Below are 24,157 nucleotides of genomic sequence, written 5' to 3'. Positions count from 1 at the left end.
CGTCGTCAGCGTTCCCGCGTCAACACCAGGGTCTCCTCGCCCGGTGTCGCCGTCCGCGCCAGATCCCGCAGCACGGCCCGGACATCCTCTGGATCGCCCTTCAGTTCCACGGACAGGCCCATGAACGATTCCATCGTCACGTCGTGGGACGCCAGCAGCGCCTCGGGGTCCTCGGGCATCAAGGTCGCGCCTTGGAACATCACGGCCCACGTGTCGGCGTCGCGCCGTTCAAGCACCAGAACCCCGTTCTCCAGCGAGTCGTCGACCTCGCCCCGGTATTGCCCGACGGCACGTCCGTCCAGGGGCGAGTCGAGCACCACCCAGAGCACCTCGCCGACGCGCTCGTTGCCCGGCCGGAACATCGCCACCCGATAGGCCTCGGCCCCCGAGCGCGGGTCCGTGCCCTCGGTCACCACCATGTCACCGAAATCCGGCGCATCCACGGCGTAGCGGCCCGTCAGCCCCTCCCAGCGGGTTCCATCCACGATGACGGGTGCTTCCGTGACCAGACAGCCGGACACGGCCAGACTCGACGCGACGATCACCGCACGGACCATTGATTTCACAGACATCGTCTTTTCTGCTCCGGCACGGAGTCCGTCAGGGGAACGCTCCGCGCGTCATGAAGTCTTCGACACGGCTCTCGGCCCAGCGCACGGGAGCATAGGGCGCCCACCCCGGCATCACGTCCACGCCAACCCCCGGACCCAGCACCGCCGCCGTGTCGGCGCCGTCGCCCTGCCCGCTCACCACGACCCGCGCCCCCAACGAGAGGGCCGATGTCATCGTGCCGTCGGTCTCAAGCACGAAATTGCCGCCCTCGGACGTGGCGACGCCGGCCGGACTGGACACGAGAACCTGAGTCCACGGCGGCTCCGGCGCGAAGGCCGCCTGGATGATTCCCGTCTCCACGGTGACCGCGCCCCACCAGCCATCGGCTTCCTCGCGCGGCGCATCGAAGCGCAGATCGGTGTTGGGACCGAGCGCGAAGCGGATCCCGCCGTCCAGGCGCACGGCCACGCGGCCGCGAGTGCCGGTCACGACATGGTCCCCCGGTCCGATGCGGGCGCCGGAATTGCCTAGAGCGCTCTCGGCGCCGTCATCAATGATGGTCGCGGTCCCGCCGAACAGCGACACGAAGGCAACCGTCCCGGCCGCCGCCGTCTCTTGGGCCGAAGCCGCGCCGACGGCGCCGGCCACGATCAACGCGGACAGCCCCGTTCCCGCCAACACCTGACGCCATTTCCGCGTGCCACCCCGGTCGGACATCCACGCCCCCCCTCTTGCTTCTCGTCAGAACATGCCGCCATCGGCGGAACACAAGGTCCCGCCGACGCATTGCGGTCAGTCTGGCCCGAGACGCGAAGGGTTGCAAAACAAAGTTCAGACCAGAGTTGAAGACCTCAGTCCTCGGTCAAGACGGGATAGACGCCGTTCTCGTCATGAACCTCTCGACCGGTGAGCGGCGGCGTGAAGACGCAGACCATGCGCATGTCCCGCGAGCCACCACGCAACTTGTGCCGCTCGTGCCCGTTGAGGGCATACAGCGTGCCGTCCGAGATGGGATGCACGATGCCCGTTTCCAGGTCCTCGATCTCGCCGTCGCCCTCGACGCAGTACACCGCCTCCAGATGGTTGGCGTAATGGATGTAGGTTTCGGTTCCGGCACGGATGATCGTGTCATGCATGGAAAAGCCCATGCCGTCCTTGCGCAGAAGGAAGCGACGGCTGACCCAGTTGCCGCCGTCCACGGCGGCGTCGGTTCCCGTCAGGTCGCTGAGCTTCTTTACGATCATGGATCAATAAACTCCCGTATTACACTGAAGAACAAAGAAAGCCCCGCCGACCCCCGGCGCGTACAGGGGATCGGCAGGGCAGATCAGGGCGCCCGAAAGAGGATCAGGCCGCCGCCGGCTTTTCCGACGCGATCCGCGCCGCCACCGTGTCCACGGCCCGCGCCATGACGTCGAGCCCCTCGCGCAGAGCCTCGTCCGGAATCGTCAGCGGCGGCAGCAGTTTCGCCACCTCGGAATCCGGCCCCGACGTTTCCATGATGACGCCGCCCTTGAAGGCCTCGGCGCAGACGGCCTCGGCCGCCCCCGCGACACCCAGGCCGATGCCGCGCATCAGGCCGCGCCCACGCACATCGGGCTGAAGCTCCGGATGCTTCTCGGCCATGGCCGTCAGGGCATCCTCAATGATCTGGCCGCGCCGCTCAACATCCCGCGTCAGGCTGTCATCGGTCCAGAACCGCAACGCCTCGGTGGCCGTCACGAAGGCCATGGAGTTCCCCCGGAAGGTGCCGTTGTGCTCCCCGGGGCCGAACAGGTCCATGTCCGGACGCACCAGCACCAATGCCATGGGCAGACCGTACCCGCTGATGGACTTCGACAGACAGATGATGTCCGGCTTGATGCCCGCCGGCTCGAAGCTGAAGAAGGGTCCGGTTCGGCCACACCCGGCCTGGATGTCGTCCACGATCAACGGCAGGTTCCAACGGGCGCACAGATCGTTCAGGCGCTTCAGCCAGCCGAACGAGGCGGCGTTGATGCCACCCTCGCCCTGCACGGTCTCGACGATGACGCCCGCCGGCAGGTCCATGCCAGAGCCGCCATCCTCCAGCATGCGCTCAAGATAGGACAGGCTGTCGAAGCCCTCGTCGAGGAAATCGGCAAACGGCATGAACACTGTGTTGTCCAGCGGCAGGCCGGCGCCGCCCCGTTTGAAACCGTTGCCGGTGACCGCGAGGGACCCCAGGGTCATGCCGTGGAAGGCATTGGTGAAGCTGACGATTTTTTCGCGCCCGGTGACCTTGCGGGCCAGCTTCAGAGCGGCCTCGACGGCGTTGGTGCCGGTCGGCCCCGGAAACAGGACCTTGTGCTCCAGACCGCGCGGGGACAAAATCACCTCATGGAAGCGCTCCAGGAAGCGGGCCTTGGCGCCGGTTCCCATGTCGAGCGCGTGGGCAATACCATCTCCCGCCACGTACTCCATCAGCGCCGCCTTCATGGCATCGTCATTGTGACCGTAGTTGAGCGCGCCGGCGCCGGCGAAAAAGTCGATATAGGCGCGGCCGCTCTCGCCGTGGATGAGGTGACCCTTCGCGGTGGTGAAGATCTCCGGAAACGAGCGGATATAACTGCGCACAGCGGATTCGCGACGCTCGAAGACGTCGAGGTTGGGGGCGGTCATGGAAGCCATCCGTATCTGACTGAAAATAAAGGGGCGGTCGGGCGAGGCGGCGCGCCGATCACGCCGCCTTGGCCTGCCGCAACGGACCGATTCGGAACAGGTGCTCCTCCTCGAACGTGGCGTTCGCCGCCTTCGGGCATGGAAAGGCCTCTTCCTCGAACAGTGGGGCGATCTCACAGGGCGCGCCATGGCGCCGGGCGATGCCTTGGAACAGGCGGGCCGACGGCTCGTTGGACGGCGTGACCGTGGCCTCCAGAAAGCGGGCCGAGCCATCCAGTGGCGCCGTCCACAACAGATGCTCGATCATGCGCGAAGCCAGCCCCTGCCCGCGCGCCGCCTCGGAAACGGCCACCTGCCAGACGAACAGCGCATTCGGGCGCGCCGGTGGCGCGAACCCGATCACGGATCCCACCGGCTCGTCGCCGCGTTCCGCAATGACGCATGTCTTGGGAAAGAAATGGCCCATCATCAGGTACGCATACGGCGAATTCAGATCGAGCTTGCCGCTGTCGCGCGCCAGAGTCCAGATGGCGGCGCCGTCGTCCGCCGTTGGATGGCGCAGGCGGATGCGCTGCTCCGGACGGGTCTCCTGGCGACGGGTCGTGGTTCGGATGGGGGAGACTGATGCTTCGGTCATCGTTCCCTCGATAACAGGTGAGTGTGATGCGAACAGCCCGGAAACGCCCGCATGGCGCCCGGCCCTCGCATAGTCACGGTTCTGTAAAACTCCGGACACTTGAGTGTTCGTCGGCGAACGACCACACTCCATAAAGCGTCCGGCGAGACGGCCCCTAAACCCGACCGTCCACAACGCCTGGGCCACCGAAGCGGCATATGGGGAGCGAGGCACCCGCCCCCTCAAGCGACAGCCAGAACAATACGCCCTTCCTGAAAATTGTCAACCCCATACCAAGAGCATAAAAGGAAGCATGAAAAGGAAATACCTGTAAGTAAAATTTATTTTCCCTGTGGCTTGGTGCAAATTTTGCTTCAAATCGTATTACTGTAATTCGCGAAGTCACATTTTTTTCTCATATGGTGGGTTGCATTTTCCGTCCTGATCGGTATGATTCGCTCTGGTTGGCAACGCCATCGCCCAGCGTGGCCGCGCCGGATCTTTCGGACGATCCCGCGCCTGCGTTGCCGCTTCATCGGGGTGAGTACCGTGCGACGACGCGCGATGGCCCCGGGGGGCCTCAGTGATTTCCAGGCTGACCCCTAAGATTTTTCAGAATGACTTGTCGGAGGAGAGCTGTCGTGAAAGGTTATATTGTTGTCGTTTCGCATCATCCGGACGGATATCACGCCGATGTGGTCGGCGTACCCAAGTGCGGGGCCGTGGGCCCGACCGTGGATGATGCCGTCAACCAGGCCTCCAAGGTCCTCAACACCATGGCACGGGACGGCCGCAGCCTGCCCGCGCCCCGCCCGTCCATTGCCATGCTGGATGAAGTGGAGCAGCGCGACGGCTGCGCCGGCGCCTGCCTGCGGGTCGCCTGACGGCGGACGGCCCGCGCGGTGCGCCCACGCACCGACAATGATCCGAACGGCGGATGGGTCTCGCACTCATCCGCCGTTTGACATTGCGCCCCCTGCCCCGTTACGCCGGAAATTCATGGTCCTGGGGCAACAACCGCCTTACGCGGCCCCGCTTCTATCTGATAGCGTTTGACGCCCGTCCTTCAAGCCAAGGTCCGGTGCCGTCCGTCCGGATCATAGACCGTGGAGTCCTTTCCTCATGGAAACCATCGAGTCCGATGTCGTCATTGTTGGCGCCGGCGGCGCGGGGTTGCGCGCCGCCATCGCCCTCGCGGAGGCCGACCCGGGATTGCGGATATCCCTGCTGTCCAAAGTCTATCCCATGCGCAGTCACACCTGCGCGGCCGAGGGCGGTGCCGCCGGCGTGGCCAGAAGCGATGACAGCATGGACTTGCACTTCGGCGACACCGTCGGCGGCGGCGACTGGTTGTGCGATCAGGACGCGGTTGAGTTCTTCATCAACGAAGCCCCCAAGGAACTCACCCGCCTGGAACACTGGGGCTGTCCGTGGAGTCGCGAAACGGACGGCTCCGTCGGCGTGCGCCCGTTCGGCGGCATGAAAATCAAGCGCACCTGGTTCGCCGCCGACAAGACCGGCTTTCACCTGCTGCACACCCTGTTCCAGACCTCGTTGAAGTTCGAGTCCATCCGCCGCTTCGATGAGGTCTTCACCACCGACCTGCTGGTTTCGGACGGACGCATCCAGGGCTGTTGCGCCGTCGAGATGCGCACCGGAGAGATGAAACAGTTCCTGGCTCCGGCCGTGATCCTGTGCACCGGCGGGGCGGGGCGCATCTTCCCCTTCACCACCAACGGCGCCATCAAGACCGGCGACGGCATGGCGCTGGCGTACCGCGCGGGCGTGCCGCTGAAGGACATGGAGTTCGTGCAGTACCACCCGACCGGCCTGCCGGCGACCGGCATCCTTCTGACCGAGGGGTGTCGCGGCGAGGGCGGTGTCCTGCGCAACAAGGACGGCTACCGGTACCTTCAGGACTACGGCATGGGACCGGAAACGCCGCTGGGCGAGCCGGTGCTGAAGACCATGGAACTGGGGCCGCGCGACCGCCTCAGTCAGGCCTTCTGGCAGGAACAGAAGAAAGGCAACACCGTCCCCACCAAGTGGGGGGACTGCGTGCTTCTGGACATGACCCACCTCGGAGAGGCGCGCATTCTCGAGCGCCTGCCCTTCGTTCACGAACTGGCGCACGCCTACGCCGGCGTCGACATCGTCAAGGAGGCGGTACCGATCCGCCCCGTCGTGCATTACATGATGGGCGGCATTCACACCGACATCAACGCCGCCACCCCCCTGCCCGGCCTGTTCGCGGCCGGAGAGTGCGCCTGCGTCAGCATCAACGGCGCCAACCGGCTCGGCTCGAACTCCCTGACCGAACTCCTGGTCTTCGGCAAACGCGCCGCCGAAAGCGCCGTCAAGTACGTGCGCTCCGGCACGACCAAGGTGGACCGGGCCGCCGCCGACCAGCAGGCCAACGCCGCCGAGGCCCGCGTTCAGGCGCTGTTCGACCGGCCGGAGAGCACCGAGACCATGACCGCCGTTCGCAACGAAATGACCCACGCCATGGAGACCGGCGCGGGCATCTATCGCGAAGAGGCGATGTTGAAGGACACGGCGGACGCCCTCGCCAAGCTGCGTCAGCGCCAGACATCCATTGCCTTGCGCGACAAGAGCAAGGTGTTCAACACGGAGTTCACCCAGCTCGTGGAACTGGGCTGCATGCTGGATGTGGCCCAGGCGGTCGCCGTCAGCGCCCTGGCCCGCAAGGAGTCACGCGGCTCGCACCAACGGCTCGACCATGTGGAGCGCGACGACGAGACCTTCCTCAAGCACTCGATGGCCCATTATCAGGGCGAGGACGCGCCGCGCATGGATTACCTGGACGTCGTCATCACCAAGTCCCGTCCCGGCGTGCGTGACTACTCGGGAGCGAAGTCATGAGCCAACGCCAGATCACCTTCGAAATTCTCCGGTACGATCCGGAGACCGAGACCGAGCCCCGTTTCCAGGCCTATTGCGTGCCCTGCGAGGAAGAGTGGGTGGTGCTCGACGCCCTGAACTACATCAAGGACACCCTCGACGGCACCCTGAACTATCGCTGGTCCTGCCACATGGCGGTGTGCGGCAGTTGCGGCATGATGATCAACGGCGAGCCCATGCTGTCGTGCAAGGCCTTCATCCGCGATCTGCCGGCCGGAACCATCAAGGTCGAGCCCCTGTACCACTTCCCCATCGAACGCGATCTGGTGGTGGTGCTGGACGACTTCATGGACAAGCTGGAGTCAGTGAAGCCCTACGTGATCCCAAAGAAGCAAAGACCGATCGAGGACGGCCCCTACAAGCAGACACCCAAACAGTTGCACCAGTACCAACAGTACTCGATGTGTATCAACTGCCTGCTGTGCTATGCGGCCTGTCCCCAGTACGGCCTGACCCCTGAGTTCATCGGCCCCGCAGCCCTGGCACTCACCCACCGCTACAACCTGGATTCCCGCGACAAGGGCCGGCGCCAGCGGCAGGAGGTTGTGGCCACACATGAGGGCGTGTGGGAGTGCTCCTTCGTCGGGGCCTGCTCCGAGGTCTGCCCCAAGGATGTCGACCCCGCCGGCGCCATCCAGCAGATGAAGATCGCCAGCACGGCGGACTGGTACCTGGAGCACCTGATGCCCTGGAGGCGCTCATGAGCCGCAACCCCTATGTCCGCGAGGTCCCCCGGACCACCTGGTACATGCGCAACAACCGCTACATCCGCTACATGCTGCGCGAGGTGAGTTGCGTGTTCATCGGCCTGTACGCGGCCAGCCTGACCGTGGGTTTGGTCCGGTTGGCCCAGGGCGACAACGAATGGACCCACTACCTCAACGGCATTTCGTCGCCGACCGGGATTCTGTTCAGCCTGCTGGCCTTCGGGTTCGCGTGCTACCACTCCATCACCTGGTTCAACGTCACGCCCAGGGCCATGCGCATCCCCAAGGGCGATGGGTTTGTGCCCGGCCCGGCCATCGTCAGCGCGCATTATATCATCTGGGCGGTGGTTTCCCTGGTCTTCCTGCTGATGATGGGAGTGCTCTGACCATGGCCAAGTCCAACAAGCCCATCGTCTGGGGGCTGTTCGCCGCCGGCGGCACCGTCTGCGCCTTCGTCATCCCGGTCATGATCCTGATTACCGGAGTCCTTCTGCCGCTGGGCCTGTTCGGACCCCCCGAGGCGTCCTATGAAAGCATGACCCGGATCGTCAGCAATCCGGTGGTCAAGATCGTGCTGTTCGGCATCCTCTTCCTGGCGCTGTGGCACGCCGCGCACCGGCTGCGCATCACCGTCCACGACTTCGGCATCCGCAACGATCAGTTGGTCGCCCGCGCTGTCTATGGCTTTGCCGGCCTGTTCAGCCTGATCGCCCTGGTCACCCTGCTGTCGTTCTGAGCCCGACCCACGCCCGGAGCGCCACCGCCGTCCGCTGACACCCAACCGGTCAGAAAAGGTCGCTTCATGGCAGCGGAACGAAACACGGGGCACGACACGCCCAAACGGAAAACGGAGGTCCCGGTGAGCGGTCCTCCGGCCTTTCCGCGTGCCACCTACCGGCTCCAACTGACTCCGGACTTCGGCTTCCGCACCGCCACCGCCGTTGTTCCGACGCTGGCTAAGCTGGGGATCAGCCACATCTACCTGTCGCCCATCCTCATGGCGCGGCCGGGGTCAACACACGGGTATGACATTATCGACCACGGCCGCATCAATCCGGAGTTGGGCGGCGAGGAGGATTTCCGTCAGTTCAGCGACACCCTGCTGATCCACGGGATGGGGCTGATCCTGGACTTCGTGCCCAACCACATGGGCATCGGCGTGGGCGAGAACCGGTGGTGGCGCGACGTGCTCGAATGGGGCCGCGAAAGTCCCCACGCCGACTGGTTCGACATCGACTGGGAACCGGCGGAGCCGTCGTTGCACGGCAAGATCCTGCTGCCCGTTCTGGGCGACCACTACGGCGCCATTCTGGAACGCGGTGAACTGAGCCTGCGTTACGACGCCGAATTGGGCGGCTTCTCCATCCGCTATTACGAGCACGCTTTTCCAGTGCGGCCGCATGACTACGGCGACATTCTGCGGCGCGGTATGAGCGCCGGCCACGCCGACGACAACGTGCTGGCCCTGGTGATGGCCGGCGCCGATTCCCTGCGCGCGGGGGACCGTGAGACCGGCGGCGTGTTGGGGCGCCGCCGCACGGCCAATGTCGTCAAGCGCCGCCTGTCGGAACTGCTGGCCGGCAGCACCGAGGCGCGGGCCATCGTCGCCGCCGCCGAGGACGCCTTTGCCGGCGATCCGACCCGCCCCTCCAGTTTCGATGACCTCGACACCCTGATCGACCGCCAGTCCTACCGTCCGGCGTTCTGGCGCGTGGCGGCCCACGAGATCAACTACCGCCGCTTCTTTGAAATCAACGATCTGGCGGCTCTGCGCATGGAGCGCGGCGACCTGTTCGACACCGCCCATCGGCTGACCCTGGATCTGATCGCCGAGGGGCGCGTGCAGGGCGTGCGCCTGGATCATGTGGACGGCCTGTGGGATCCCGAGGCCTACATGCGCCGCCTTCAGGCCGAGGCCCGGCACGCCCTTTTGAAAGGGATCGACCTGGGGGTCGTCGCGCCCTACCCCGGTGCCGACACCGGGTCACCACTGGGGCCGTCGCCCTTCGGGCCGGACCAGCCGCTGTATCTGCTCGTCGAGAAGATCCTGGCCCCGCACGAGCGCCTGCGGGACTTGTGGCCCATCGCCGGCTCCACGGGGTACGAGTTCCTCAACCAGGTGCTCGGGCTCTTCGTCGATCCCGCCGGCGAGGCGGGCCTGGACCGCGTCTACGCGCGCATCCTGGAAACACCCCCCTCCTACCCGGACATCGTGCTCGCGGCCAAACGTCAGGTGATGGAAGAGAGCCTCGCCAGCGAGATCGGCGTGATGGCCAACCGACTGAACCGGCTGGCGAAGCGATCCCGTGCCACGCGGGACTACTCCCGCATGGCCCTGCGCGCGGCCCTGATCGATGTCATCGCCCACTTTCCGGTCTATCGCACCTACGTCGATCCGCACGCCCTGCCCGATTGGACGGACGCGAACACCGACACGGCCGACACGGCGCGTGCGACCATCGACGACCAGGACCGCCGTGACCTCCAGTGGGCCATCGGCCGTGCCCGCAAGATGGCCCGGTCCCCCGACCTGTCCGTTTACGACTTCCTGCACGACGTGCTGACGGCCGATCTGGCCCGTGCCGAGGCCGGCCATCCCCCGGCCGAGGTGCTGGAAGTGGCCATGCGCGTCCAGCAGCTCACCAGCCCGGTGATGGCCAAGGCGATGGAAGACACGGCGTTCTATCGCTATGTGCGGCTTGCGGCCCTGAACGAGGTGGGCGGAGAACCCGACCGCTTCGGTGTATCTGCCGCCGCCTTCCACCATGCCTGTCAGGCGCGCCTGGAAACCTGGCCCTTCGGCCTGCTGGCCACCGCCACCCACGACCACAAGCGCGGCGAGGATGCCCGCACGCGGCTGGCTCTGATCTCCGAATGCCCCGAGGCATGGTCGCACCGGATCCAGCGCTGGCAGGACCTCAATCACCGCCGGGTCGCGGTGCTGTCGGAGAACCGTCGCGCCCCCAGCGCCAACGACGAGTATCTGTTCTATCAGAGCCTGTTGGCCAGTTGGCCGCTGGCCCTCGCCGAGGTGGATCCCGATGGCCAACTCCAGCCTCTGGACGACACCGCCCTGTCGGACTATGCGGATCGCATCGTCGCCTACATGCTCAAGGCCGTGCGCGAAGCCAAGGTGGAGACCGCCTGGACCGCCCAGGATCCTGAATACGAGGCCGCGCTTGAAAGCTTCATTCGCTCCGTCCTATCACCGTCGCTTGGAACCGCATTCCTGAGCGACATGGCCGCCTTCGTCGCACGGCTTGCGCCGGCCGGAGTGGTCAACAGTCTGGCCCAAACGACCTTGAAACTCACGGTGCCCGGCGTGCCCGACCTCTATCAGGGCACCGATCTTTGGGATTTCAGTCTGGTCGATCCGGACAATCGCCGCCCGGTCGATTTCGAGGCCCGCGCCCAAGCGCTCGCGGATGCCCGGTCCGCGCTCGACCTGTTGCCCCATTGGCGCGACGGGCGCGTCAAACAGGCCCTGATCGCCGCCCTGCTCGACCTGCGGAGCCACGCGCCCAGGCTGTTCGCGCACGGCTCTTACGAGCCGCTGGAGGTTACCGGACCCCACGCCAATCGTGTTCTTGCGTTCGCCCGGACCGCGCCCGCCATCGAGGGGCAAGAGGCCGGAGCCCCTCGCCTCCTGGTCGTCGTGGTGCCCCGACTCGTCTGGCCTCTGATGGATGGAGCCTTCCTGCCCTTGCCCATGGGCTGGGACGACACGGCCGTTGTATTGCCCGAGACCGAGCCTTTCGCGACGACCTCGTTGCGCGGCATCCTCTCCGACTCTCAGGCCGCCGAAGGCCTGCGGCACGCCGGGTCCGGCCACCTGCCCCTGTCCAGGCTGCTCTCCGACTTTCCGGTCTGTGTCCTGACCGACGGAGCTTGAATGGCGGACTCCCGACAGGCATAGTCGATCTTGGGAAGAAATAAAGGGCCGCCTCACGACGGAACGCGCCAGCGGGTCGGCCGTGAACGGAAGTGGGTATATTGCCGTCGGGGTCGGATGTCGGCACGGTTATACGGCCGCCGACGTTGCCCTCGCAGCGATCAGTGGGGCAAGAACGGATGAGCTTTGTTCGCCGTCTGATGGGCGCACTTGGGGCCGGCATGGCCACACGCCATGGCGTCGAGGTCGGAGATCGTTTCATCAAAACGGATGGGCAGTATCAATCGGTCTGGACCGTCCGGCAGGTGGTCCAGTTCGAGGGGATACCCCCGCATGCCCGGCTTGTGCCGGATCAGGGTGTGCATCTCGGATACCGGACCATCGCGGTTTCGGTCCTTCATGATCCCGATTTCTACCGGCGCGTCACGGCCGCGACGGACGGGCGGTCACGGGGTGGCGCGCCTTACTGATCGGATACCATCCCCAGATTTGATTTGGTTGTACTGAGAGACCCTCCGCATGCCCTTCGATTCCCTGCGTGATTTCATGGACCGTCTCGAACGCGACGGTCGGCTGACGCGCGTCTCCACGCCGGTTTCGCCGGTCCTGGAAATGACGGAGATCCAGACCCGCCTGCTCGCCGAGGGCGGACCGGCGGTTCTGTTCGAGAGCGTCGTCGGCGATCAAGGCCGCCGCTACGACATGCCGATGCTGGTCAACCTGTTCGGCACCGTCGAGCGGGTCGCCTGGGGTATGGACCGCACGCCGGCCCAGTTGCGCGAGGTCGGAGAGATGCTGGCCTTCCTCAAGCAGCCGGAACCGCCCGGCGGCTGGCGCGGGGCCCTGGAGATGATGCCCCTGGTCAAGACCGTGATGGCCATGAAACCCCGTACCGTCACCCGCGCGCCGTGTCAGGAGGTGGTATGGACCGGGCCGGACATCGACCTCACCCGCCTGCCGGTGCAGACCTGCTGGCCGGGCGAGCCGGCGCCGCTCATCACATGGCCGCTGGTGGTCACCCAGGGACCCCAGAGCGGCAAGGGCGGCCGACGAGAGGACGGGTTCAATCTCGGCATTTACCGCATGCAGGTGACGGGCCGTGACACCACGCTGATGCGCTGGCTGAAGCATCGCGGCGGCGCCCAGCACTACCGTCGCTGGGCCGCCGAGAAGAAGGAACCGCTGCCCGCCGCCGCCGTCATCGGCGCCGACCCGGGGGTGATCCTCGCGGCCGTCACCCCCGTGCCCGATACGCTGTCCGAGTACCAGTTCGCCGGCCTGCTGCGCGGAAAGAAAGTGGATCTGGTGGACTGCAAGACGGTCCCCCTGAAGGTGCCGGCGACAGCCGAGATCGTCCTGGAAGGCCACGTCATGCTCGACGAGTTCGGCGACGAAGGCCCCTACGGCGACCACACGGGGTACTACAACTCCGTGGATCAATTCCCCGTGTTCCGCCTCTCCGCCATCACCATGCGGCAGCGTCCCATCTACCTGAGCACCTTCACCGGCCGTCCCCCCGACGAACCCAGCGTGCTCGGCGAGGCCCTGAACGAGGTGTTCATCCCCCTCCTGACCCAGCAGTTCCCGGAGGTCGTGGATTTCTGGCTGCCGCCGGAAGGCTGTTCCTACCGCATCGCCGTGGTCAGCATGCGCAAAGCCTACCCCGGCCACGCCAAGCGGGTGATGATGGGCGTGTGGTCGTTCCTGCGTCAGTTCATGTACACCAAGTTCGTCATCGTTGTGGACGACGATATCAACGCCCGCGACTGGACCGACGTAATGTGGGCCATCTCCACCCGCATGGACCCCGCCCGCGACATCACGGTCATCGAGGGCACGCCCATCGACTACCTGGACTTCGCCAGCCCGGAAAGCAGCCTGGGCGGCAAGGTGGGCCTTGATGCGACCAACAAATGGCCGCCCGAGACGCACCGCGAGTGGGGCACCAAGATCCGCATGACCGACGACATCATCGAGCGGGTGACCGCCAAATGGAAAGACTACGGCCTGCCCGGGTCGGGCACGCCGATCTGGCGATAGCCAACACACATCGGTGTGCCCCTGGCTCTGACAACCGCGGAACGTTCAGGAACCTGCAGTGCCCTGGATCTATATTCGTCAGCAAGAACAGAGAAATAGAAGTGCTTCGGCAGAAGATCAGCGAAATTTCAAAGACACGCGTTGTCATGGAAAGCCATCCGCGTTCGGACGCTTTCGATGGAAGGCCCATGTTTTTCTATCATGTCCCGAAGAGCGGCGGCATTTCGGTTTTTTCGGCCCTGGCCGAACCGCTGCGGATCATGTTGATGCTTCGCAATCGAAATGCTGACGGATCCTTAAGCAAGGCTGCCGAACGTTGGATTGCGAGCTTGATACATCGATACGACGATCCGTCTCAGGAGGTGCTTCCCATACCGCATATGTTGGCCGCGACCCACCTTCCGTTCGGCCTTCACCACAAACTGATCGGTGACTATATAACTTTCACTGTATTACGTCATCCATTTGACCGAACCGTATCCGCCTATACCTACGAAAACATGAGATCGCAAAATCCTGTGTCACTTGATGGCCTCAAAAAATTCGTTAACAATCCCTTGAATACAAACCCAATGGTTAGGCAGTTCTCTGGAGTGGACGATAAAACTCCTTTGGGCGAGACTCATCTAATTAGGGCTATTGAAAACCTTTGCACCCTCGACCACGTTGTGCGCATTGAGAACACGCGGACAATCTGCGAACATCTTCTTTCGACCCACCATCTGCCCAACGTTGTCTCTGATCGCCTAAACCCAACCCTTGAAAGCTATCGGCTTGACGGATCAGCGCTTCGGGATGAGATCGAGCAAGCCAATCGCTTGGACATGCGTTTCTTTGTCGCCGCCCCGGTCACGCAAACCGAACCGACAGAGCCGGCCCCCGAGACTCAACTCCACCCCCTTGTTGTCGATATTCGTGAAGTTGGCGACGCCAAGAAGTCCCGAATTCAGGTCTCGCTCCACAGCCTTGAGCAGTATCTTGCCCAACCGCCGTCTTGATGTGAACACCATCCGTCTTTGAAACTGGAGGCATACTTAATGACCGCATCTCCGGTCGGATCCCCCGCCGCACTCGAAGACCTCATCGACCGCGCCCGCAAGGCCGGCGCCGACGCCGCCGACGCCGTCCTTCTGGATGGGGTATCCGTCTCGGTGGCGTGGCGCATGGGCGCCCTGGAACGGCTGGAGCGCGCCGAGGGCGGCGACATCGGCCTGCGGGTGTTCGTCGGTCAGCGTCAGGGGATCGTCTCCAGCGCCGACCGCTCTTCGGCGGCGTTGCGCGATCTTGTCGAGCGTGCCATGGCCATCGCCCGCACGGTGCCGGAGGACCCCTATTGCGGCCTCGCCGATCCGGAGGCGCTGGCGCGGGAGTTGCCCGCCATCGACTGCCGCGACCCGGTCGAACCGTCGGCCGAGACCCTGACCGACATGGCCCGCGCCGCTGAGGACGCCGCCCGCGCCGTGCCCGGCGTCACCAACTCCGAAGGCGCCGAGGCGAGTTGGAGCCTGACCGCCGTGACCCTCGCCGGATCGAATGGGTTCACGCAGCACTACGAGCGCACCGGGTGCTCGTTGGCGGCCAGCGTGATCGCCGGATCCGATACCGACGGCATGGAGCGGGATTACGACTACACCGCCGCCGTGTTCCGGGAGGATCTACGCACCCCCGACGATGTCGGCCGCGTCGCGGGGGAACGGGCGGTGCGCCGATTGGGCGCGCGTCGCCCCCGCACCGTCAAGGCCCCGGTGGTGTTCGACCCGCGCGTGGCCCGAACCCTGGTGGGCCATCTGCTGGGCGCCATCAACGGCGCCTCCATCGCGCGCGGCACCAGCTTCCTCAAGGACCGCATGGGCGAGCGCGTGTTCGGCGAGGGCATCGTCATCCTGGAAGACCCGCACCGGCATCGCGGCCTGAAGTCGCGGCCCTGCGACGCCGAGGGGCTGCCGACCCGTCGCATCGCCCTGGTGGAGGACGGACGCCTGACAACCTGGCTGCTGGACCTGCGCTCCGCCCGGCAACTCGGCCTGGACAGCACCGGCCACGCCACCCGGGGCGCCGGCTCGGCCCCCAGCCCAGGCGCCAGCAACGTCATGCTCCAGCCCGGCAGCGCCACGCCGTCAGAGTTGATCTCCGACATCAAGGATGGCTTTTATGTCACTGAATTGTTTGGCCATGGTATCAACATGATCACCGGTGACTACTCGCGCGGCGCGGCCGGTTTCTGGATCGAGAACGGCGAGATCACGGACCCGGTCAGCGAATGCACCATCGCCGGCACGTTGCAGGAGATGTTCGCCCGCCTCATCCCCGCCAACGACCTGATCCTGCGCTACGGCACCGACAGCCCGACCGTCCGCATCGACGGCCTGACCATTGCGGGGCAGTGAGCGCGCCCACGATGGACTTCAGCAGCGACAACGTGGCCGGCGCCGCGCCCCAGATCGCCCGCGTCCTCGCCGAGGCAGCGGACGGGCCCGCGCCCGCCTATGGAGCCGATCCCTGGACCGAGCTCCTGTCCAATCGGTTGCGGGATGTTTTTGAAGCAGAGGTCGAGGTGTTTCCGGTGCTCACCGGCACCGCCGCCAACGCCCTGGCCCTGTGGCAACTGGTGCCACCCTACGGCGCCGTGTTCTGCCACGAGGACAGCCACGTCAACACCGATGAATGCGGCGCGCCGGAGATGTTCACCGGCGGGGCGAAGCTGGTCGCCCTGCCCGGCGCCGGCGCCAAACTGCGCCCGGATACGCTGCAGCCCGCGATCCGCCGCGTCGGCTACCGCAAGGTCCACCGGGTGCGGCCCGCGGCGGTGAGCCTCACCCAAGCCACCGAATGCGGCACGGTGTACACTCCCGATGAGATCGGCGCGGTGGCCGAGGTCTGCCGCCGCCATGGGCTCACGCTGCACATGGACGGCGCGCGTTTCGCCAACGCGGTGGCGTCCCTGGGATGCGCGCCGGCGGACGTGACGTGGCGGGCCGGCGTGGACGTGCTCAGCCTGGGCGCCACCAAGAGCGGCGCCTGGGCCGCCGAGGCGGTGGTGTTCCTGCGCCCCGGCCTGTCGGCCGATTTCGCCGAGCGGCGCAAGCGCGCCGGCCACCTGCTCTCCAAGATGCGCTTCGTCTCCGCCCAACTGCTGGCGTGGCTTGAGGACGATCTGTGGCGTCGCCACGCCGCCCACGCCAATGCCATGGCGCGGCGCCTGGGCGACGGGCTGGCGGCGCTGCCGGGGGTGGAGATCCCCGATCCGGTCGAGGCCAACATGGTCTTCCCGGTGCTGCCGACGCCCCTGCGCGACGGCCTGCGCGCGGCCGGGTTCGTCTTTCACGACTGGCCGTCCGAGCGCGACGGCACGGTGCGGTTGGTGACCAGCTTCCAGACCCGACCGGAGGACGTCGAGGAGTTCCTGAACGCGGCGCGTGAGGTGGCGAACGCCTCGTAGGTTGGGGTAAGGGGCAACACCCCGACCCCAACGGATGCGGCGAAAAGACCGGGGCCGGGACTGTCTTGGGGTTGGGGTTGGGGTTGGGGTTGGGGTTGGGGTTGGGGTTGGGGTTGGGGTTGGGGTTGGGGTTGGGGTTGGGGTTCGCGTTGCTCACCCCAACCTACGGCCTGGATGAATAGGCGTCGCCTACGACTGCACCGAGAAGCTCTCCCCGCACCCGCACTGGCCGGTAGCGTTGGGATTGCGGAACACGAAGCCGCTTTGCATCTTCGTGTCCTCGTAGTCCATTTCCGAGCCGAGCAGGAACATCACCGCCATCGGATCGATATAGACCCGGGCGCCGTCGGTCTCGACCACATCCTCGAACGCGCCGGCCTCCTCGACATAGTCAACCTGATAGCGCATCCCGGAACAGCCAGCCTTTTTCACGCCGACCCGCACCCCAAGCACGGGCTTGGTCGCCCGCGCGACCAGCTCGCGCACGCGCGCGGCGGCGGCGGGCGTCACGGTCAGCGGTGCCGGGCGGGCCGGCGACGCGGGTGCGGCGGCGTTGGGCGCGGTTTCGGTCGTCGTCATGGGGACGGCCTCCAGACAAAAATTCAGGATGGGTTCGCGCGGCTCAGTACATATCCAGTTCGACCTTGGCGACCTCGGACATGTTGGCCGGCGTCCAGGGCGGATCCCAGGTCAGGGTCACCTTGACCTCACCCACGCCGGACGTCGCGGCGACCGCCTCGGCCACCTGCCCGGGCAACTCCCCGGCGACCGGGCAGGCCGGCGCGGTCAGGGTCATCACCAGCTCCCAGTTGCCCCGCCCGCGCGGCTCGATCTCGTAAATCAAACCCAGATCATAGATGTTGACCGGAATCTCCGGATCATAGACCGAGCGTAGGGCATCCACGACCGCCTCCTCGTCCACCGGCGCGACATCGTCGGCCAGCGGCGTCCCGGCGGTGGCGAAGAATCCTTCCTCCGGCGGCGGTTCGGTGGAGGCGGGCATTGAGTACGGCGGCATCATGGTGTCGGTTCCCTCAAAGACAGTCCCTCTGGCATTTCTCTCGACCCGGCCCTGTCTCAGGCCAGCAGGTTGCGCGCCTTCTCCAGGGCGCTGATCAGCACATCGACGTCCGACCGCGTGTTGTAGAGGCCGAACGACGCCCGAATCGTGCCGGCTACGCCCAGACGGCGCATGAGCGGCTCGGCGCAGTGATGGCCGGCGCGCAGGCACAGCCCCGAGCGGTCCAGCACCATGGCCAAATCCTGGGGATGCAGGCCGTCCACGGTGAACGACAGCACCGCCGCCTTGTGCGGAGCGGTGCCGTGAATGGTCAGCCCCTCGACAGAGGCCAGCCGCTGCATCGCGTAGCGCAGCAGATCGGCCTCGTGGTCGGCGATGGCCGCCATGCCGATGCCCTGCACGTAGTCAACGGCGGCGGCGAGTCCAATGGCCTCGACGATGGGCGGCGTACCGGCCTCGAAGCGCGCGGGCGGCGCCGCGTAGGTGGTCTTCTCGAAGGTCACCGATTCGATCATGTCGCCGCCGCCCTTCCAGGGCGGCATGGCCTCCAGCAGGTCCAGCTTGCCGAACAGCACGCCGATTCCCGTGGGGCCGTACAGCTTGTGCCCGGTGAAGGCGTAGAAGTCGCAGTCCAGCGCCCGCACGTCCACCGGCCCATGCACGACGGCCTGGCTGCCGTCCACCAGCACGCGGGCGCCGACCGCGTGGGCACGGGCGACGATGTCCGCCACCGGCAGGATGGTGCCCAGCACGTTGGAGCAGTGCGCCACGGCGACCAGCTTGACCCGCTCGTCCAGCAGCCGTTCGAACCCGGCCATGTCGAGCGCGCCGTCGTCCGTGATCGGCGCCACCCGCACCTCCACGCCCTTTTCATCGCGCAACATCTGCCACGGCACGATGTTGGCGTGGTGCTCCAGTTCCGAGATCAGAACGGCGTCGCTCGGACCCAGATTGGCGCGCCCCCACGTCTGGGCCACCAGATTGATGGAGTCGGTGGCGTTGGCGGTGAACACGATCTCGCGCTCGTTGCCGGCGTTGAGGAACCCGCGCACGGTCTCGCGCGCCGCCTCGAAGCGACTGGTCGCGGTCTCCGACAGCCAGTAGGCGCCCCGGTGGACATTGGCGTAGCACTCGGTCTGCGCCCGCGCCATGGCGTCAAGCACCTGCCGGGGCTTTTGCGCCGACGCCCCAGTGTCGAGATAGACCAGCGGCTTGCCGTGGACGAGCCGGGCCAGAATGGGGAAGTCATCCCGGGCGGCCTCGGGGTCGAACACGGGCGCTTGGGTCATGGTGGCGGCGTCCATCGGCGTCAAGCCTCCCAGGTGGCGGCGTGGCGGCCCGCCTGCCAGCGCCGCACGGCGCCCAGAAAGGCCGCGCGCAACGGGCCGTCCGGAACGGCGCCCACCACGTCGTCGAGGAACGCCTCGACCAGCAGGGCGCGGGCCTCCGCCTCGGGAATGCCCCGGGCCATCAGATAGAACACTTGATCCCGGTCCAGATCGCCCACCGTGGCGCCGTGGCCGCATTTCACGTCGTCGGCGTAAATCTCCAGTTCCGGCTTGGTATCCACCTCGGCGTCGGGCGCCAGCAGCAACGCCTTGTGGAGCTGGCCGCCGTCGCTGCGCTGGGCGTCGCGGCGCACGATGATCTTGCCCTGGAAAACAGCCCGGCCCTGGGCATCAACCACGCCCTTGTAGAGCTGATCCGACGTGGTGTCGGGCACGGCGTGATCGACAACGAGCGTGGTATCGACGTGCTGGCCGCAACAGACCCCGTAGGCACCGCGCAACCGCGCCGCCGCGCCCGACCCGCGAAGACGGGCCCGGGTCTCGTTGCGCACCAACCGTCCCCCGAGCGTCAGGGTGAACGCCTCGTAAGCGGCCTCGGCCCCGACCTCCGCCTCGGTCAGATCCAGGTCCACCGCCTCCTCGCCGGACGCCACAAGTCGCAAATGACGCAGCCGGGCGCGCTCCCCGAGCCGGATTTCCTGAACCGCGTTGGACAGGGTCGCGTCCGCGCCCGGCGCGCACACACGGCTTTCCACCAGCGTGACATCGGCCGCCTCGCCCAAGACGACAAAATGGCGGGGATGCATGTGGCGCGCACCGTCGGCCGCTTCCGTGACCGACACCACATGGATGGGCCGGTCCAACACAACGCCGTCATCCACCAGGATCACGAGCCCCTCGGTCATGTGGGCGGCGTTAAGCGATCCCATGGGCGCATCGGCGAGATCGGCGATCCGCCCGAGATGCGGTTCGAGGGTCTCCGGTTCGTCCTCCAAAAGACGCGACAGGTGATCCACCCGAACGCTGTCCGGCAGCTCGTCCGGCACCCCGACCGGACGGCCGTTGACCAGGGTCACCGTCCAGGCGTCGTCAAGCGCCAGCGCGTCGCGGTCGCCGCCCTCCGAAAGCGCAACACCACCATCATCCAAGACGTACGGTATCTTGGTCAGCCCGGAGAGACTGGTGTACTTCCACGCCTCCACCTTCACCGTGGGCAAGCCGCGCGCGCGGTAGACCGACAGCCCGGCGCGGCGCAGATCGGCGAGCCATCCGGGCTCGTCCCGCCCCAGGGCCTGTTCGTCGGGCGCCAGCGGAAGCACGTCTGTGAGGGTTGCGCTCATGCCGCCGCTCCAGTGAATTCGGCGTAGCCCTTGGCCTCCAGTTCCTGGGCCAGGGTCTTGTCGCCGGTCTTGACGATGCGACCGTCGGCCAGAACATGCACCACGTCGGGCACGATGTAGTCGAGCAGGCGCTGATAGTGGGTGATGACCAGCATGCCCCGATCCGGCGCACGCAGGGCGTTCACGCCGTCCGCCACCACCTTCAGCGCGTCGATGTCGAGGCCGGAATCGGTCTCGTCCAGCACGCACAGACGCGGCTCCAGCATAGCCATCTGCAGCACCTCGACGCGCTTCTTCTCACCGCCGGAGAAGCCGACGTTGACCGGGCGCTTCAGCATATCCTCGGGCACGCCGAGCCGTTTCGAGGTCGATTTCATCAGCTTGAGGAAGTCGAGCGCCTCGATCTCCGGCTCGCCGGCCGCCTTGCGCCGGGCATTGATCGCCGTCTTCAGGAAGGTCGCGGTGGCCACGCCGGGAATCTCGACCGGATACTGGAAGGCCAGGAACAGGCCCGCGCGGGCCCGCTCGTCGGCTTCCATCTCCAGCAGGTCGGCGCCGTCGTAGGTCACCGAGCCCTGCGTCACCGTATAGCCCGGCCGGCCGGCAATGACGTTGGACAGAGTGCTCTTCCCGGCGCCGTTCGGACCCATGACCGCGTGCACCTCACCCGGCCGGATGGTCAGATCGATCCCCTTGAGGATGGCCTTGGCGCCGTCGTCCTCGTCGATGGTGGCGTGAAGTTCCTTGATGTCCAGCAAAGCCATGTCGCGTCATATCCCTCAGGTCATCGGGCACATCGGGTCCAACTCAACCGACGCTGCCTTCCAGGCTGATGCCCACCAGTTTCTGCGCCTCGACGGCGAATTCCATCGGCAATGTCTGCAAAACTTCCTTGCAGAAGCCGTTGACGATCAACGCGACGGCGTCCTCTTCCGGAATGCCGCGTTGCAGGCAGTAGAACAACTGGTCTTCGCTGATGCGGCTGGTGGTGGCCTCGTGTTCCACCTGGGCCGACGGGCAGCGATTCTCGATGTAGGGCACGGTGTGCGCGCCACAGCGATCCCCGATCAGCAGGCTGTCGCACTGCGTGAAGTTGCGCGCGCCGGTGGCCTTCGGCATGACCTTGACGAGGCCCCGGTAGGTCTGATCCGCCCGGCCCGCCGAAATGCCCTTGGAGATAATACGCGAGCGGGTGTTCTTCCCGATGTGGATCATCTTGGTGCCGGTGTCGGCCTGTTGGGCATTGTTGGTGATGGCCACCGAATAGAACTCGCCGGAGGAATTGTCGCCCTGCAGGATGCAGGATGGGTACTTCCAGGTCACGGCCGAGCCCGTCTCGACCTGCGTCCACATGATCTTTGAATTGCGTCCGCGACAGGCGCCGCGCTTGGTGACGAAGTTATAGATGCCGCCCTTGCCGGTCTCGTCGCCCGGATACCAGTTCTGCACCGTGGAGTACTTGATCTCGGCGTCATCCATGGCGACCAGTTCCACCACGGCGGCGTGAAGCTGGTTGTCGTCGCGCTGGGGTGCCGTGCAGCCCTCCAGGTAGCTCACATAGCTGCCCTCGTCGGCGATGATGAGCGTACGCTCGAACTGGCCGGTGTTCTGCTCATTGATGCGGAAGTACGTGGACAGTTCCATGGGACACCGCAGCCCCTTGGGCACGTACACGAACGAGCCGTCGGTGAACACCGCCGAATTAAGGGTGGCGAAGAAGTTGTCCGAGTACGGCACCACGGAACCAAGGTACTTCTGGACCAACTCGGGAAAACGCTGAGCGGCCTCGGAGATCGGGCAGAAGATGACGCCCATTTGCTCCAGCTTCTTCTTGTAGGTCGTCGCCACGGACACGCTATCGAACACCGCGTCGACCGCCACGCCGGCCAGCATCTCCTGTTCTTTCAGGGGGATGCCCAGCTTCTCGTACGTGCGCAGCAGTTCCGGATCGACCTCGTCCAGGCTCTTGGGCCGGTCGTCGTCGCTCTTGGGCGCGGCGTAGTAGTAGGCGTCCTGGTAGTCGATGGGCGGATAGACCACCTTTTGCCATGACGGCTCGGTCATGGTCAGCCAGTGGCGGTAAGCCTTCAGGCGCCACGCCAGCATCCACTCCGGCTCCGCCTTCTTGGCGGAGATGAAGCGAATGATGTCCTCGTTCAGGCCCTTGGGCGCCTTGTCGGATTCGATGTCGGTGACGAATCCGTACTTGTAGGCGCCCGAGACCTCGGCAATCCGATCGACGGTATCCTGGGTGGCCGCCATGGTGTTCCAACTCCCAACTCTCTCGCGCCGTTCGCGGTGTTACGACGAGGCGCGCGATCCCTCGCGATATGACTCCTGGCCGGCGGAGGACGCCATGACGCCCTCCACAGCCCACGGCGGCGGCAGGGTCGGCGCCGCCATGTCCGCCAACGTAATCCCCTGAAGAGCCTTACGAACCGCCGTATTCACCCGGTTCCAGTGACCTGCCATGGTGCAGAACCCCTCGCGCTCGCACCCCTCCTCGGCGGTGTCGACGCAGGCCGTCATGGCAATCGGTCCTTCCAGAGCCTGGATCATGTCCGCCACCGCGATCCGGTCGGCCGGCCGCGCCAGCACGTAACCGCCGCTGGCTCCGCGCGCCGAACGCACCAGCCCGGACCGGACCAGCGCCTTCATGACCTTGGCCACCGTGGGACCCGGCACCCCCGTATCCGCCGCGATCTGATGGGCGGCCCGTACACTGTCCGAGCGGGCCATGTCCACCAGTAGAACGACGGCATAGTCGGTCAGCTTGTTGATTCTGAACATGCCGGGCTCCCGTTTGTCGCGGCGCGTCCGTCCCCTCGAACCGAGCACACCGCGATAATGGACCAATTCGGTCTCCTTTGAATAATCAACCGCCACTCGGTTTTCAAGGCGCCCATTGGCAAGCCGTCCCCGAATCAGGTGTCGCGCCGCTTCGATTGTCCGACTGTGACCGAAGTGCAATGCCGAGCGCGGACCTGCCGTTCCGGCCCCCAGGCCAGCCGATCCCCCATTGCAATGCCCGCGCGCGCCACGGATAAAGCTCGACACGATCCCAATGCTCGTGCGATCCAACCGATGTGTGCGCGCCGGTATGCCCCGGACCCGCCACACCAGACGCGCGAACGCGGGTATCTCCTTGCATTTTCTTTTTCTTTTTCCAGAATGACCGGCACGAAAGAGGAAAGCCATGCAGCAAGATATTGATGACCGTATCCGCCAGCGCGCCCACCAGATCTGGGAAGAGGAAGGGCGTCCCGATGGCAAGTCCGACGAGCACTGGGCCCGGGCAACGGCCGAAGTGACGGCCGCCATCGAAGCCGAGGCCGCACCCAAGCCGAAACGCGCCCCGCGCCGGACGAAAAAGACGGACGAGGCAACGGCGGAAGGCGGTGAGGCAACGCCGGCCAAGACCACCCGGAAGCGGACACCGAAGGCCGCCGCCGACAGCGACGCAAGCACCGAAGCCGCGCCCAAGAAACGTGCCACGCGCCGCAAGAAGACCGAGGAGACCTGACGGCCCCCCGTCGCACCGCGCGGCGTCCCGTTTCCGTCACTTGACGGATCGGGTTGAGGTCCCCACCCTTGAGGCGGGTCGGGGATGAGTGTGTCTTGACGGCCCGGACTGGCCCGCATCACCGAAAACCGCCGTGACCACGCTGGCCCCCGGCACCACGCGGCCCCGATTCCGGG

24 protein-coding genes are annotated in these 24,157 nt (G+C 65.9%); 12 read left to right on the top strand and 12 right to left on the bottom strand.

Going from position 1 to position 24,157, the window contains the following annotated elements; genetic code table 11:
• Positions 1 to 5 precede the first annotated feature (5 nt).
• From BLS85_RS01225 to ectA, 5 genes are all read right to left on the bottom strand, one after another.
• The gene (locus BLS85_RS01225) at positions 6 to 572 is read right to left on the bottom strand and encodes a hypothetical protein (RefSeq protein WP_143027047.1); all 567 of its coding nucleotides are present in this window, start codon (positions 570 to 572) and stop codon (positions 6 to 8) included.
• 28 nt (positions 573 to 600) lie between these two features.
• Positions 601 to 1,269, bottom strand: coding sequence for a FecR family protein (locus BLS85_RS01220; RefSeq protein WP_092780888.1), 669 nt, complete (start codon positions 1,267 to 1,269; stop codon positions 601 to 603).
• Between the two features lie 134 nt (positions 1,270 to 1,403).
• Positions 1,404 to 1,796, bottom strand: coding sequence for an ectoine synthase (locus BLS85_RS01215; RefSeq protein ID WP_092780885.1), 393 nt, complete (start codon positions 1,794 to 1,796; stop codon positions 1,404 to 1,406).
• Between the two features lie 103 nt (positions 1,797 to 1,899).
• On the bottom strand, positions 1,900 to 3,192 hold the full coding sequence (ectB, locus tag BLS85_RS01210; protein ID WP_092780883.1) for a diaminobutyrate--2-oxoglutarate transaminase: 1,293 nt from the start codon (positions 3,190 to 3,192) through the stop codon (positions 1,900 to 1,902).
• Positions 3,193 to 3,250: 58 nt separating this feature from the next.
• The gene (gene ectA, locus BLS85_RS01205; RefSeq protein ID WP_092780880.1) at positions 3,251 to 3,829 is read right to left on the bottom strand and encodes a diaminobutyrate acetyltransferase; all 579 of its coding nucleotides are present in this window, start codon (positions 3,827 to 3,829) and stop codon (positions 3,251 to 3,253) included.
• A 620-nt stretch (positions 3,830 to 4,449) separates the two neighbouring features.
• Here ectA and BLS85_RS01200 point away from each other — a divergent pair.
• From BLS85_RS01200 to BLS85_RS01150, 11 genes are all read left to right on the top strand, one after another.
• Complete coding sequence (locus BLS85_RS01200; RefSeq protein ID WP_092780877.1) at positions 4,450 to 4,692, top strand: type II toxin-antitoxin system HicB family antitoxin; 243 nt, start codon at positions 4,450 to 4,452, stop codon at positions 4,690 to 4,692.
• Positions 4,693 to 4,930: 238 nt separating this feature from the next.
• Entirely contained in the window at positions 4,931 to 6,691 is a 1,761-nt protein-coding gene (frdA, locus tag BLS85_RS01195; protein ID WP_092780874.1) for a fumarate reductase (quinol) flavoprotein subunit, read from the top strand.
• Positions 6,688 to 7,434, top strand: a complete 747-nt coding sequence (locus BLS85_RS01190) for a succinate dehydrogenase/fumarate reductase iron-sulfur subunit (protein WP_092780871.1) — start codon at positions 6,688 to 6,690, stop codon at positions 7,432 to 7,434. Before frdA ends, BLS85_RS01190 begins: the two co-directional genes overlap by 4 nt.
• Entirely contained in the window at positions 7,431 to 7,823 is a 393-nt protein-coding gene (locus tag BLS85_RS01185; RefSeq protein ID WP_092780868.1) for a fumarate reductase subunit C, read from the top strand. Before BLS85_RS01190 ends, BLS85_RS01185 begins: the two co-directional genes overlap by 4 nt.
• Positions 7,824 to 7,825: 2 nt before the next feature.
• Entirely contained in the window at positions 7,826 to 8,173 is a 348-nt protein-coding gene (frdD, locus tag BLS85_RS01180) for a fumarate reductase subunit FrdD (RefSeq protein WP_092780865.1), read from the top strand.
• 123 nt (positions 8,174 to 8,296) lie between these two features.
• Positions 8,297 to 11,329 (top strand): malto-oligosyltrehalose synthase, encoded by a 3,033-nt coding sequence (gene treY / locus BLS85_RS01175; RefSeq protein ID WP_176793239.1) that lies wholly within the window; start codon positions 8,297 to 8,299, stop codon positions 11,327 to 11,329.
• Between the two features lie 179 nt (positions 11,330 to 11,508).
• Positions 11,509 to 11,799 (top strand): hypothetical protein, encoded by a 291-nt coding sequence (locus BLS85_RS01170; protein WP_245699031.1) that lies wholly within the window; start codon positions 11,509 to 11,511, stop codon positions 11,797 to 11,799.
• Positions 11,800 to 11,848: 49 nt separating this feature from the next.
• A complete protein-coding gene (locus tag BLS85_RS01165) occupies positions 11,849 to 13,369 on the top strand; it encodes a UbiD family decarboxylase (protein ID WP_092780856.1) in 1,521 nt (506 codons plus the stop codon).
• Between the two features lie 146 nt (positions 13,370 to 13,515).
• The gene (locus tag BLS85_RS01160; protein WP_176793237.1) at positions 13,516 to 14,367 is read left to right on the top strand and encodes a sulfotransferase family 2 domain-containing protein; all 852 of its coding nucleotides are present in this window, start codon (positions 13,516 to 13,518) and stop codon (positions 14,365 to 14,367) included.
• Positions 14,368 to 14,406: 39 nt separating this feature from the next.
• Positions 14,407 to 15,756 carry a TldD/PmbA family protein gene (locus BLS85_RS01155; RefSeq protein WP_092780850.1) on the top strand — a complete coding sequence of 450 codons (1,350 nt, stop codon included), beginning with the start codon at positions 14,407 to 14,409 and terminating at the stop codon, positions 15,754 to 15,756.
• Between the two features lie 11 nt (positions 15,757 to 15,767).
• On the top strand, positions 15,768 to 16,808 hold the full coding sequence (locus BLS85_RS01150; RefSeq protein ID WP_092780848.1) for a threonine aldolase family protein: 1,041 nt from the start codon (positions 15,768 to 15,770) through the stop codon (positions 16,806 to 16,808).
• A 189-nt stretch (positions 16,809 to 16,997) separates the two neighbouring features.
• Here the strand turns inward: BLS85_RS01150 and BLS85_RS01145 are convergent, their stop codons facing one another.
• Genes BLS85_RS01145 through BLS85_RS01115 form a run of 7 tightly spaced genes read right to left on the bottom strand, consistent with a single transcriptional unit; the run spans position 16,998 to position 23,248 of the window.
• Positions 16,998 to 17,387 (bottom strand): HesB/IscA family protein, encoded by a 390-nt coding sequence (locus BLS85_RS01145; RefSeq protein ID WP_092780845.1) that lies wholly within the window; start codon positions 17,385 to 17,387, stop codon positions 16,998 to 17,000.
• Between the two features lie 43 nt (positions 17,388 to 17,430).
• Positions 17,431 to 17,829, bottom strand: coding sequence for an iron-sulfur cluster assembly protein (locus BLS85_RS01140; protein WP_092780842.1), 399 nt, complete (start codon positions 17,827 to 17,829; stop codon positions 17,431 to 17,433).
• Positions 17,830 to 17,885: 56 nt separating this feature from the next.
• Positions 17,886 to 19,118: an aminotransferase class V-fold PLP-dependent enzyme gene (locus BLS85_RS01135; RefSeq protein ID WP_245699030.1), complete on the bottom strand. Its 1,233-nt coding sequence runs from the start codon at positions 19,116 to 19,118 to the stop codon at positions 17,886 to 17,888.
• A gap of 20 nt (positions 19,119 to 19,138) precedes the next feature.
• Positions 19,139 to 20,458 carry a Fe-S cluster assembly protein SufD gene (gene sufD / locus BLS85_RS01130; RefSeq protein ID WP_092780837.1) on the bottom strand — a complete coding sequence of 440 codons (1,320 nt, stop codon included), beginning with the start codon at positions 20,456 to 20,458 and terminating at the stop codon, positions 19,139 to 19,141.
• Positions 20,455 to 21,222, bottom strand: a complete 768-nt coding sequence (sufC, locus tag BLS85_RS01125) for a Fe-S cluster assembly ATPase SufC (RefSeq protein WP_092780835.1) — start codon at positions 21,220 to 21,222, stop codon at positions 20,455 to 20,457. Before sufC ends, sufD begins: the two co-directional genes overlap by 4 nt.
• A 43-nt stretch (positions 21,223 to 21,265) precedes the next feature.
• A complete protein-coding gene (sufB, locus tag BLS85_RS01120; RefSeq protein ID WP_092780832.1) occupies positions 21,266 to 22,720 on the bottom strand; it encodes a Fe-S cluster assembly protein SufB in 1,455 nt (484 codons plus the stop codon).
• A 39-nt stretch (positions 22,721 to 22,759) separates the two neighbouring features.
• Entirely contained in the window at positions 22,760 to 23,248 is a 489-nt protein-coding gene (locus tag BLS85_RS01115; RefSeq protein ID WP_092780829.1) for an SUF system Fe-S cluster assembly regulator, read from the bottom strand.
• Positions 23,249 to 23,654: 406 nt separating this feature from the next.
• Between BLS85_RS01115 and BLS85_RS01110 the strand changes: the two genes are divergently transcribed.
• Positions 23,655 to 23,981, top strand: coding sequence for a DUF2934 domain-containing protein (locus tag BLS85_RS01110; protein WP_092780826.1), 327 nt, complete (start codon positions 23,655 to 23,657; stop codon positions 23,979 to 23,981).
• The last annotated feature ends 176 nt before the right edge of the window (positions 23,982 to 24,157 follow it).

Origin of the sequence: Rhodospira trueperi (assembly GCF_900101965.1) — a bacterium.
Lineage (GTDB): Bacteria > Pseudomonadota > Alphaproteobacteria > Rhodospirillales > Rhodospirillaceae > Rhodospira > Rhodospira trueperi.
This window is presented reverse-complemented; position numbering and strand designations above follow the sequence as displayed.